Source organism: Streptomyces phyllanthi (assembly GCF_009377205.1).
Lineage (GTDB): Bacteria > Actinomycetota > Actinomycetes > Streptomycetales > Streptomycetaceae > Streptomyces > Streptomyces phyllanthi.
In genome coordinates this window covers 1-10,364 of the sequence record NZ_VJZE01000333.1, presented here as the reverse complement: position 1 = coordinate 10,364, position 10,364 = coordinate 1, and the positions used below count along the sequence as shown (strand labels likewise).

Annotated in this window: 9 protein-coding genes and 1 pseudogene; 7 read left to right on the top strand and 3 right to left on the bottom strand. The window is 69.0% G+C overall.

Going from position 1 to position 10,364, the window contains the following annotated elements; translation table 11 throughout:
• Positions 1–11: 11 nt before the first annotated feature.
• Positions 12–962 carry an NmrA/HSCARG family protein gene (locus FNH04_RS32900; protein ID WP_152789513.1) on the bottom strand — a complete coding sequence of 317 codons (951 nt, stop codon included), beginning with the start codon at positions 960–962 and terminating at the stop codon, positions 12–14.
• Positions 963–1,062: 100 nt separating this feature from the next.
• Positions 1,063–1,959: an LLM class flavin-dependent oxidoreductase gene (locus FNH04_RS32895; RefSeq protein WP_152789512.1), complete on the bottom strand. Its 897-nt coding sequence runs from the start codon at positions 1,957–1,959 to the stop codon at positions 1,063–1,065.
• 455 nt (positions 1,960–2,414) lie between these two features.
• On the opposite strand from FNH04_RS32895, the gene FNH04_RS32890 reads away from it, so the two are divergent.
• From FNH04_RS32890 to FNH04_RS32860, 7 genes and pseudogenes are all read left to right on the top strand, one after another.
• Entirely contained in the window at positions 2,415–2,723 is a 309-nt protein-coding gene (locus tag FNH04_RS32890; protein WP_322724513.1) for a GNAT family N-acetyltransferase, read from the top strand.
• Positions 2,724–2,754: 31 nt separating this feature from the next.
• Positions 2,755–3,165 carry a (4Fe-4S)-binding protein gene (locus FNH04_RS32885; RefSeq protein WP_152789511.1) on the top strand — a complete coding sequence of 137 codons (411 nt, stop codon included), beginning with the start codon at positions 2,755–2,757 and terminating at the stop codon, positions 3,163–3,165.
• A gap of 155 nt (positions 3,166–3,320) precedes the next feature.
• Positions 3,321–4,508, top strand: a complete 1,188-nt coding sequence (locus FNH04_RS32880; RefSeq protein ID WP_152789510.1) for a CE1758 family FMN-dependent luciferase-like monooxygenase — start codon at positions 3,321–3,323, stop codon at positions 4,506–4,508.
• 76 nt (positions 4,509–4,584) lie between these two features.
• Entirely contained in the window at positions 4,585–5,313 is a 729-nt protein-coding gene (locus FNH04_RS32875; protein ID WP_152789509.1) for a CE1759 family FMN reductase, read from the top strand.
• Positions 5,303–6,442, top strand: a complete 1,140-nt coding sequence (locus tag FNH04_RS32870; RefSeq protein WP_152789508.1) for a flavin-containing monooxygenase — start codon at positions 5,303–5,305, stop codon at positions 6,440–6,442. Before FNH04_RS32875 ends, FNH04_RS32870 begins: the two co-directional genes overlap by 11 nt.
• 111 nt (positions 6,443–6,553) lie before the next feature.
• A pseudogene (locus FNH04_RS48085) lies at positions 6,554–6,768 on the top strand (cation:proton antiporter); the annotation flags it as partial.
• An 855-nt stretch (positions 6,769–7,623) separates the two neighbouring features.
• The gene (locus tag FNH04_RS32860; protein ID WP_152789507.1) at positions 7,624–8,676 is read left to right on the top strand and encodes an MBL fold metallo-hydrolase; all 1,053 of its coding nucleotides are present in this window, start codon (positions 7,624–7,626) and stop codon (positions 8,674–8,676) included.
• 295 nt (positions 8,677–8,971) lie between these two features.
• Here FNH04_RS32860 and FNH04_RS32855 read toward each other — a convergent pair whose 3' ends face one another.
• The gene (locus FNH04_RS32855; protein ID WP_152789506.1) at positions 8,972–10,309 is read right to left on the bottom strand and encodes an MFS transporter; all 1,338 of its coding nucleotides are present in this window, start codon (positions 10,307–10,309) and stop codon (positions 8,972–8,974) included.
• Between the last annotated feature and the right edge of the window lie 55 nt (positions 10,310–10,364).

Below are 10,364 nucleotides of genomic sequence, written 5' to 3'. Positions count from 1 at the left end.
GCGACGTCGGGTCAGTCCACCTGGATGTTGGCGGCGTTCTCGGCCAGCCAGGTGTCGAAGCTCTTGAGCTCCGGGTGGATCTCCCGGATCCCGTCCAGGTCGCGGGCGCCGGTGAACTCCTGGTCGAAGTCGCCGTAGTACTGGAACATGTTGGCGATCTCGTCGCCCGCCGGAACACCGAGGGAGCGGAAGACGTCATAGGGCACCGATTGGAAGCGCACCGGCTCGCCGATCGCGGCCCCGATCTTCTCCGCGTACTGGGTGCCGGTCAGGTGGTCGCCTGCCAGGCCGACGGTGTGGCCGATGAAACGCTCGCCGTTCTTGAAGATGGCCAGGGCGGTGCGGCCGATGTCGTTCACGTCCACGCCGGCCAGCAGCTTGCCGTCCTCGAAGGGCAGGGTCAGCGTCAGCACGCCGTCCTCGGCCCGCTTGGGGCCCATCATCGACAGGAAGCCCTGGTAGAAGAAGGTGGTGTTCAGGAAGGTGGTCGGCACTCCGGCCTGGCGGAACAGCTCGTTGGCCTCGCCCTTGGCGTCGAAGTGCGGCACGTTGTACTTGTCCTGGAGAACGGGCATCCGCCCGTCCTCCAGCGGCAGCAGCTCGCGGGTGTCCTCCAGCGTCGACCACACCACATGCCGCAGGCCGGTGGCCTTTGCCGCCCGGACCAGGACCTCGACCTCCTCGATCTCCTTGGCGGCCGAGCCGTGCGCCCAGAAGTTGGTGACCAGGAAGGCTCCGTACGCGCCCTCGAACGCCTTGTGCACGGACGGCTCGTCGTAGAAGTCCGCCCGCACGACCTCCGCGCCGAGCTCGGCCAGTTCCTTGGCGGCGGGCGAGTCCGGGTTCCGGGTCAGCGCGCGCACGGTGAAGCCCGAGCCCGGATCGGCCAGGATCGCCCGTGCTGCGCCGCCGCCCTGTGCGCCCGTGGCTCCGGCGACCGCGATGACCTTCTTGTCACTCATGCCAGCTACCCCTGTCCGGAGAGAGATTCTTATTGACGCATCAACCAAAGCAGATTTCAGTTGATGAGTCAACTTCTGCAGTCGGCTCGCGCCCTGCCGGTCACGTGCGGGCCTTCTCGACCAGCTCGCGTACGGCGGGGGCGACTTCCTCGCCGAACTGCTGGATGGCGGTGGGGTTGTCGCCCGCCAGGATGTAGCCGGTCACGCCGTACTCGAGGGTGATCTGCGCGAGCTGTTCGGCCCACTGGGCGAGCGGACCGGTCAGGGCTGTGGAGCCTGCGGGGGTGAAGTGGTCGCCGATGTTGAGCAGCCGGCGGATGGAGGCGGGGTCGCGCCCGGCCGCCTCGGCGCCCTCGTCGATGTGCCGGTTGGCCTCGGCGAGCCCGGCGAGCCCGCCCTCGAGGTAGCTCAGGCTGGGCACCCACCCGTCGGCCACGCGACCGACGAGCCTGAGAATGCGCGGCCGGTACGCGCCCACCCAGATGCCGACGTCATGGGCGGGCGCGGGCCCTCGCTTGGCGCCGGCGACCTGGTAGTGGGTGCCGTCCACCCGGACTCCGCCACGGGTGTCGGCGTCCCAGATCTCGCGGATGATGGTGATGGCCTCTCCTAGGGCGTCGATGGACTCACCGGCACTCAGACGTCGGCCGCCGATCGCCTCGATGGCGTCCCAGAACCCGCCCGCACCCAGCGCCAGTTCGACACGCCCGCCGGTCAGAAGGTCCAGGCCGGCGGCACTGCGGGCGATCACGACGGGCTGGCGCATCGGCAGGTTCATCACGTTGGGCGCCAGTCTGATCCGGCTGGTCGCCGCGGCCAGGTAGGAGATCAACGTCCAGGAATCCAGCAGCCGAGGCTGGTACGGGTGGTCCTGGAAGGTAGCCAGGTCCAGTCCGGCCCGCTCGGACAGTTGGGTGAGCGCCACCACCTGCTCGATGCGGTCGGCGCTCGGCGTGATGAAGCTGCCGAAGAGCAACTCGTGCGGCTGTTGGGTCATCTCCTGCGACCTCCTCGAAGGCCCGGGCCAGGGCTGACGCCGGCTCCAGGACGGATGTTAGGTGACGTAACAACATTCCACCACGTGGCGGCCCCGTCAGCCGTACGCGACTGGGCATCGGCGCGTCGCATCAGCCCAGCTCGACCATCCCGCGCCGGACGGCTTCCGAGTCCGCGGCGACCGCCCAGGCACGGCATGCGCGGCTGACCGGCCATGCCATCCACCGTCCACGGCCACGGCGGCCACGGCCACGGCCATGGCCACGAGGACCAGGGCCCCCCTCACCCACCTCCCGGACACCTGGACGGACCTGGTGCGACAGCCGACGCGGACGTCGGGACTCGAGCAATAGTTGACATGTCAATCTGCGCTGATTAGCTTTGTAGATGCATCAACAAACCCCAACGAAGTCGAACTCGCATCCCGTCGAATCAGCCGGGCCTCAAGGAGAACAAGTGACAGTCAAGGTCGTCGACGCACCCGAGGCGCGCCGCTACGAGGCGCGGGTGGACGAGAGGCCCGAGGTCGCCGGGTTCGCGGAGTACATCCGGACGGCGGAGCTGATCGCGTTCGTCCACACGGAGGTGGCGCCGGCACACGAGGGCCGGGGGATCGGCTCCGCACTCGCCCGGGCCTCTCTCGACGAGGCCCGCGCCGCCGGGCTGCGCGTGCTCGCCACCTGCCCCTTCTACGCCGACTGGATCGACCGCCACCCCGAGTACGCCGACCTGCCGTACCAGAACCGGAGCAAGGTCAGTGACTGAGCGGCCCGCGGAGCCGGCGGAGGTGACCGACATGAACAGCGCGCCCCAGAAGAAGGCCTACGAGACGCAAGAGATCACCGTGACCTTCGAGTCGAGGCGTTGTCTCCACGCCACCGAGTGCGTCAGGGGGCTGCCCGAGGTCTTCGACTCGAACCGGCGCCCATGGATCCGACCGGACGGCGCTCCGGCCGACCGCCTGGCCGAGGTGGTGCGCCGCTGCCCGACAGGGGCGCTCCAGTACACGCTGGCGGACAACGGAGCGGAGAGCCCGGACCGGCCCACCCGGATCACCCGGACCCCCGCCGGGCAGCTGGTCGTACGAGGTGAGCTGACCCTGTACACGGAGGAGGGGCAGCGCGCCGAGACCAGGGCCGTGCTGTGCGGCTGCGCGCGCAGCCAGCTGCAGCCGTACTGCGACCACTCGGGCCCCTGCGGCCAGTGACACCGGCGGCGAACCCCGCACGGAGATCGATCAGCCCTACGACGGCCCTACGACAGCCCCTGGGCGATTCACCCGACGTTGCACCACGCGGGAATAGATGACGTATCACCTTGTTGACCCGCATGAGGGGTCCGGTAAACCCAAGGAGTTCCACGATGCAGTTCGGCATCTTCAGTATCGGTGACATCTCACCGGATCCGACCACCGGTCACACGCAGAGCGAGGCCGAGCGGATCAGCAACATCATCAAGGTCGCCCGGCGCGCCGACGAGGTGGGGCTCGACGTGTTCGCGCTGGGGGAGCATCACAACCCGCCCTTCGTGCCGTCCTCTCCCCCGGCCCTGCTCGCCCACATCGCGGCCCTGACCGAGCGGATCATCCTGAGCACGGCCGTCACCCTGATCACCACCAACGACCCGGTGAAGATCGCCGAGGACTACGCGATGGTGCAGCATGTCTCCAAGGGGCGCCTGGACCTGATGCTCGGGCGCGGGAACACCGTCCCGGTCTACCCCTGGTTCGGCAAGGACATCCGTAAGGGCGTACCGCTCGCCCTGGAGAACTACAACCTGCTCCACCGGCTGTGGCGCGAGGACGTCGTCGACTGGGAAGGACAGTTCCGCACCCCGCTGCAGGGCTTCACCTCCACCCCGCGCCCGCTGGACGACGTCCCGCCGTTCGTGTGGCACGGCTCCATCCGCAGCCCGGAGACCGCCGAGCAGGCGGCGTACTACGGCAACGGGTTCTTCGCCAACCACATCCTGGCCCCGAACTTCCACTTCAAGCCGATCGTCGAGCTCTACCGGCGCCGGTACGAGCACTACGGCCACGGCACCGCCGAGCAGGCCATCGTCGGCCTCGGCGGCATGGCGTTCATCGCCAAGCGGTCCCAGGACGCGGTCAACACCTACCGCCCCTACTTCGAGCACCATCCCGTCTTCCGGGGCATGAAACTGGAGGACTACATGGCCGCCACGCCCCTGACCGTCGGCAGCCCGCAGGAAGTGATCGACAAGGTCCTCACCTTCCAGGAGGGCTTCGGGGACTACCAGCGCCAGCTGTTCGCGGTCGACGCGGGCGGCCTGCCGGTCGAGATGGCGCTGGAGCAGGTGGAGTTGCTGGGCACCGAGGTGGTGCCGGTGCTGCGCGAGGAGATGGCGGCCCGCCGCAAGCCCGGTGTCCCGGACGCTCCGACGCACTCGTCCCTGGTCAAGGCGAAGTACGGCGACGCCGAGCCGCGTCGGCCGCGTCCGAACCCGAACCGCGGCGACAACCTGTCCGGCACCTCGCCGTACCAGGACAGCGACCCGGCCGTCGAAGCCGACTTCCCGGCGGCGTTCTGAAACCGGCTTCCCCGGCTGCGTTCTTACGGCCGACACCGGCCGCCCAACACACCAAGGCACCCACGAGGAGCCCCGCATGAACGCCCCCTCCCCCGCTGCGGCTTCGGTGACGATCGCCATCGTCAACGCCGGCGTCAGCGACCCGTCGTCCACCCGGCTGCTCGCCGACCGCATCGCCCAGAAGACGGTCGACACCCTCCGGGAGTCGGGCACTCCGGCGACCGTGCGCTCGATCGATCTCGGTCCTCTCGCCACGGACATCGCACAGGGCATCGTGACCGGCATGCTCAACCCGAAGGTGCAGTCCGCCATGGAACTGCTCGCCTCGGCCGACGCGGTCATCGCCGCCACCCCGGTCTACAAGGCGGGGATCAGCGGCCTGTTCAAGTCGTTCGCCGACCTGATCGACAACGACCTGCTGATCGCCAGACCGGTCGTCCTCGCCGCCACGGGCGGCAGCGCACGGCACGCCATGGTCGTCGACGAGCAACTCCGGCCCCTGTTCGCCTTCCTCCGGGCGATCCCGATGCCGACCTCCCTGTACGCCGCCCCGGAGGACTGGGGATCGACCGACCTCGGCAAGCGGATCGCCCGGGCCGCTCAGGAGCTTTCCGTCCTGCTGCGCAGCGGAGCCGGCCGACAGATCGCCGACGGCAACTGGGGCGGCTATCAACACCAGTTCGGCGGCAACGCCACACGGGCGGAGCGGTCTCTGGAGGACGTCGATTTCGACACCGACCTCATGCGCCTCGCCACCGGCAAAAGCGCGCTCCCTCGAGGTGGTGAGCGCGCCGATGCACACTGACGGTGGGCGGGTGGCGGTCGTGGTCATAGGCGGCGGGCAGTCCGGCCTCTCGGCCGGCTACCACCTCAAGCGGCGCGGCTTCACCAGCGCCCTGACCGACCCGGACGGCGACCGGACCTTCGTGGTGCTCGACGCCGAACCGGCGGCCGGCGGGGCGTGGCGGCACCGCTGGGAGTCGCTGCGGATGAACACCGTGAACGGCATCTTCGACCTGCCCGACTTCCCGCAACCGCCCGTCGACCCCGACGAACCCAGCCGTACCGCCGTGCCGCGCTACTTCGCCGCCTTCGAGCAGGCGACCGACCTGCCGATCCTGCGACCGGTGACCGTCAGCGCCGTACGGCCGGTGGACGACCGCCCCGACGGTGAGCTGGCCGTGGAATCCAGCGCGGGGACCTGGATCACGCGGGCGGTCATCAATGCCACCGGCACCTGGACCAACCCCGTCCGTCCCCACTACCCGGGGCAGGAGAGCTTCACCGGCCTCCAGGTCCACACCCACGACTACGTCTCGGCATCCCGGTTCGCGGGTCTCAGGGTCGCCGTCGTCGGCGGCGGAATCTCGGCGCTCCAGCAACTGGAGGAGATCTCCCGCGTGGCCACCACGTACTGGTACACGAGGCGCGAACCCGTCTTCATCGAGGGCGGGTTCGATCCCGAGGTCGAAGGCCGCCAGATCATCGCCAAGGTCGCCGCCGACGTGGAGGCGGGCAGGCCCACCGGAAGCGTCGTCTCCTACACCGGCCTGGGCTGGACCCCGTACGCCTTGGCGGCGAAGGAGCGCGGGGCCCTCGAACGTCGTCCCATGTTCACCGCGATCGAACCTGGCGGCGTGCGCGAGGCGGACGGTTCCTTCACGCCGGTCGACGCGATCCTGTGGGCCACGGGCTTCAAGGCCGCGCTGGCCCACCTGGACCCACTGCGGCTGCGCAACGAACTCGGCGGGACCACCATGCACGGCACCCAGGTGGCCGGTGAACCGCGCGTGCACCTGGTCGGTTTCGGGCCTTCCCAGTCCACCGTCGGCTCCAACCGCGCGGGCCGTCAGGCGGTCAACAGTCTGCTGCGGCAGTGGAAAGAGACCTCGGTACGAGCGTGGCCGAAGCCCGAACCGGAGGTCGTTTCGTGAAGCTCCAGGCCCTCGCATCCTCTCGAACCCCAAGAACCCGGTCACCGGGCGCGAGATCCGCCCCGACGAGCGGTACTCACCGGCGCTGACCTCCGCGCGCCAGGCCGAGGAGTCTCCTCCTCCGGCGTCATCGCCAAGGTCCTCGGTGACTTCGGCCGCCCAGGCATCCGCGAAACCCCGACCGTCCTGAGCGTCCTCGTCCCCGTCCTCGCCCTGATGCTCGCGGTCCGCTACGGCCGTCACATCTCCCGCTCCGTCTCCAGCGACGGCGACGGCGACGGCGACGGCGACGACCGGAGAGGTTCCTCCTCGTGGTCCTGGGCCTGGCCACAACGAAGATCACCACAGGCTACTGGGCCGCCCGGCGTGCCGGTGGTCCACCCGCCGAGAGGCAAGGCCCTTTGGCATGCCCTTGAATGGCGCTAGGAAGCCAGACCCTGCACACACGACCAAGTCGAAACGGCGCCTATGAGGGCTCCGACGATCCTGATGACGAGTGGGCTGAAGCCGGGGCCGGGAGCGAACGGCCCGCGACTCGTGGCGAGCTCGTAGATCCTGTAGGCGGATTCGTGGACGTTGAGGGCGAGGCAGAACCCGAGAATTCCGAGAATTCCCTTCCACGCCAGATATAGGAAGCCGACAGCCCCCTCAGGGGCAGCTGTGATGATCGCGCTTCCCGGCATTTATTCTCCAGCTCTGTGAAGTGAGCAATTGCCTTTACGCTGCCGCGCCGCAGTCTACATCAGCGGCGCGGCAGCGAGTTTTCACCAGAACTTCAGGAAATCCACTGCTTTCCCGAACACGGTTTCCGCGCTGGTCATCTCGGTGTTTACGGCGCCGCAATTGCCGCCGATACCCGCCGACTCGCCCCTGACCTGAAACCGCCCACCCTATTCCGGCAGCCTCGCTGCTGACGCATCGGCGCCTCCTGCCCACGCTGGGACCACCGCGCTTGCGCACACCGGTGACTGACGCAATATCGGATCGGACACCGAGGGCCCACATTCACTATCGATCTCAATATTGGCTCTCAGGTGGTCACACATCCATGCTCCCCCACACCAGGGGTACCGCCCCACACCGACCATGACCGTGAAGCCCGCAACCGACCCACAGGGCGAACAAGCCACTGTCACCGCCTGAAGCACTTCCCCACCTATCCCCCGCAAGGAGCCGCACTCATGAGCGAGCCCATAACCGACATGCCCCGCCCGGCACTCTCCGCAGGCCACGGGTCCCTCACGCGCCGCCGCTTCTGGCAGCTCGGCGCCGCCGCGGCGCTCACCGCCGGCTCGACAACCCTGCTTACGGGGCGCGCCGCAGCCGCGACCGCGCAGGACTACTTCGACACGGCCGCCGAACTGGCCGGTGACAACCCGATCCTCACCAGCCTCATCAGCGCGCTCACCGCGGGCTTCAGCGTTCCGCGGCCCACCGCGCCCGCCCCGCTGAAGATCTTCGACGACGTCGCGGTGCTCAGCGCCGGCTGGGTGTCCGCCACGGCGATCCTCACCTCGGGCGGCATCATCCTCATCGACGCCCTGAACAATCCGACGGAGGCCCAGCGGTACATCGTCTCGGGCCTGCGCACCCTCGGGGCCGACCCGTCGACGATCAAGTACGTCGTCGTCACCCACGGCCATGGTGACCACTTCGGCGGCGCCCAGTACCTCGCCGACACCTACGGCGCCCGCGTCATGTTGGCCCCCGCCGACTGGAACACCCTCGCCGCCAGCCGGCCGGCCAACGCACCCACCCGCGACCTGGACATCACCGACGGCCAGGAACTGACCCTGGGCGACACCACCGTCCGGCTCCACCACACGCCGGGCCACACACGCGGCAGCGTCTCACCGATCTTCCCCGTCCACTGGCAGGGCGGCGCCCACACCGCGATGCTGTGGGGCGGCACCAACCCGCCCACTCCCACCGCGGACAAGCAGACCTACCTCGACTCGGTCCTCAGCTTCGCCTCCAGGATGAGCCAGGCCGGGGTCGACGTCGAACTGAGCAACCACGCGTTCTGCGACTACGGCCTGGAACGCATGGCGGAGCTGCGCAGGGCGCCGAACACCACTGCCAACCCGTTCGTCGTGGGCACCTCCGGCGCACAGCTTTTCATGGACGTCATGGAGAACATGCTGCGCGGCCGCATCGCCCAGGACCAGGAGTCCTCCAGCTCCGCCGCTGCCGGCATGGCCACCACCACGCAGACGGCAGGCTGCGGCTGCTGACGGACGAGGAACCGGGCAGGGCGCGGCCGGTGTGTCCCACCGGCCGCGCCTCCGGTACGCGCGCGGCACGACCATCCGCTCGGCTCCCGTTTTACGCGTGGTTGCTCAGCTCGGCATCCACCGCGGCCCGCTTCATCCGGGAACTGAAGGTCTGGGCGGAGGACAGGGGGGACCGTTTTCCGGCTGCCACAAAGGCCTCCTCCCGGTCTGCCGGCCGGGAGGAGGCTGGAGCAGGTGGCTGTGGGGACCGGCCGTTGGCCCCGGTCGAGCCGCTTCCCGGCCGGTCAGCGCTTTCTCAGGCGGTGACGGTGGCCTGTTCGTCGTGTTGGCCGTCGGTTGCGGTGTCGCCGAGGGGGACGTCCTTGCGTTCCTTGACGAAGAAGGTGACGACGAGGCCGACGACGGTGACACCGGTGAGGTAGACGCCGACGGAGTAGACGGTGCCCGTGCTGGTCTGGAGGGCCTCGGCGATCATGGGGGCGAAGGCGCCGCCGAGGACGGCTCCGATGGCGTAGGACAGGGCGGCGCCGCTGTAGCGGACGGCGGTGGGGTACATCTCCGAGAACAGGGCGGCCTGAGGACCGTAGGTGAGGCCCAGGCCGATGCTGTAGACGATCAGGCCGAGGACGATGAGGCCGGTGTTGGCCGTGTTGAGCAGGGCGAAGAAGGGGAACATCCAGGCGAGCTGGATGACGAAGCCGATCTGGTAGACGCGGATGCGGCCGATCTTGTCGGACAGGATGCCGCCGACCATGGTGCTGGTCAGCCAGGTCACGGCGGCGATCATGACGCAGATCAGGATGGTGGTCGGGTTGATCTTCAGGTGGTTGACGGAGTAGGCCTGGACGTAGCCGCCGGTGGTCATGTAGCCGACGGCGTTGTTGGCGGCGAAGAGCAGCGCACCGCCGACGACGAGCGGCCAGTGGTGCTTGAACAGGGCGGCGAGCGGGGTGCGCGAGTGGTTGCCGGACTCCTTCAGCTCCCGGTAGACGGGGCTCTCCTCGACCTTGCGGCGGATGATGAAGCCCGCGGCGACGAGGCCGACGCTGAGCAGGAACGGGATGCGCCAGCCCCAGGCCAGGAACTGCTCGTCGGTGGTCAGGGCGGTCATCAGGGCGAGCACGCCGTTGGCCAGCAGCAGGCCCAGGGGGGCGCCGAGCTGGGGGAAGGCGCCGAACCTGCCGCGTCGGCCGGTGGGGGCGTGCTCCACCGCGATCAGGGCGGCGCCGCCCCACTCGCCGCCGGCGGACAGGCCCTGCAGGATGCGCAGGAAGACGAGGATGATCGGGGCGGTCATGCCGATGGAGTCCCGGGTGGGCACCAGGCCGATGAGGGTGGTGGCGGCGCCCATCAGCACCAGGGTGGCGATCAGCATGGCGCGGCGGCCGAGCCGGTCACCGAGGTGGCCGGCGAGGGCCGCGCCGACCGGCCGGAAGAAGAAGCTGATGCCGATGGTGGCGAAGGAGATGATCAGCGAGTCCTCGCCGAATCCCTGGAAGAACAGCTGGTTGAAGACCAGGCCGGTGCACAGGGCGTAGATGAAGAAGTCGTACCACTCGATGGTGGTGCCCGCCATGGCGGCCAGCGCGACGGTGCGGTGCTGGCGGCCGGGTGCCGTTGAGGGTTGGGACATGGCACGTCCGATTCGTCGTCGGGTCATCGTTGGCCCGGAGCGGAAAGGTGAGCGG

What these genes read in the sequence shown, in the direction of transcription:
- FNH04_RS32900 (WP_152789513.1), bottom strand. Translation starts at nt 962, where the DNA reads ATGAGTGACAAGAAGGTCATCGCGGTCGCCGGAGCCACGGGCGCACAG.
- FNH04_RS32895 (WP_152789512.1), bottom strand. Translation starts at nt 1,959, where the DNA reads ATGACCCAACAGCCGCACGAGTTGCTCTTCGGCAGCTTCATCACGCCG.
- FNH04_RS32885 (WP_152789511.1), top strand. Translation starts at nt 2,755, where the DNA reads ATGAACAGCGCGCCCCAGAAGAAGGCCTACGAGACGCAAGAGATCACC.
- FNH04_RS32880 (WP_152789510.1), top strand. Translation starts at nt 3,321, where the DNA reads ATGCAGTTCGGCATCTTCAGTATCGGTGACATCTCACCGGATCCGACC.
- FNH04_RS32875 (WP_152789509.1), top strand. Translation starts at nt 4,585, where the DNA reads ATGAACGCCCCCTCCCCCGCTGCGGCTTCGGTGACGATCGCCATCGTC.
- FNH04_RS32870 (WP_152789508.1), top strand. Translation starts at nt 5,303, where the DNA reads ATGCACACTGACGGTGGGCGGGTGGCGGTCGTGGTCATAGGCGGCGGG.
- FNH04_RS32860 (WP_152789507.1), top strand. Translation starts at nt 7,624, where the DNA reads ATGAGCGAGCCCATAACCGACATGCCCCGCCCGGCACTCTCCGCAGGC.
- FNH04_RS32855 (WP_152789506.1), bottom strand. Translation starts at nt 10,309, where the DNA reads ATGTCCCAACCCTCAACGGCACCCGGCCGCCAGCACCGCACCGTCGCG.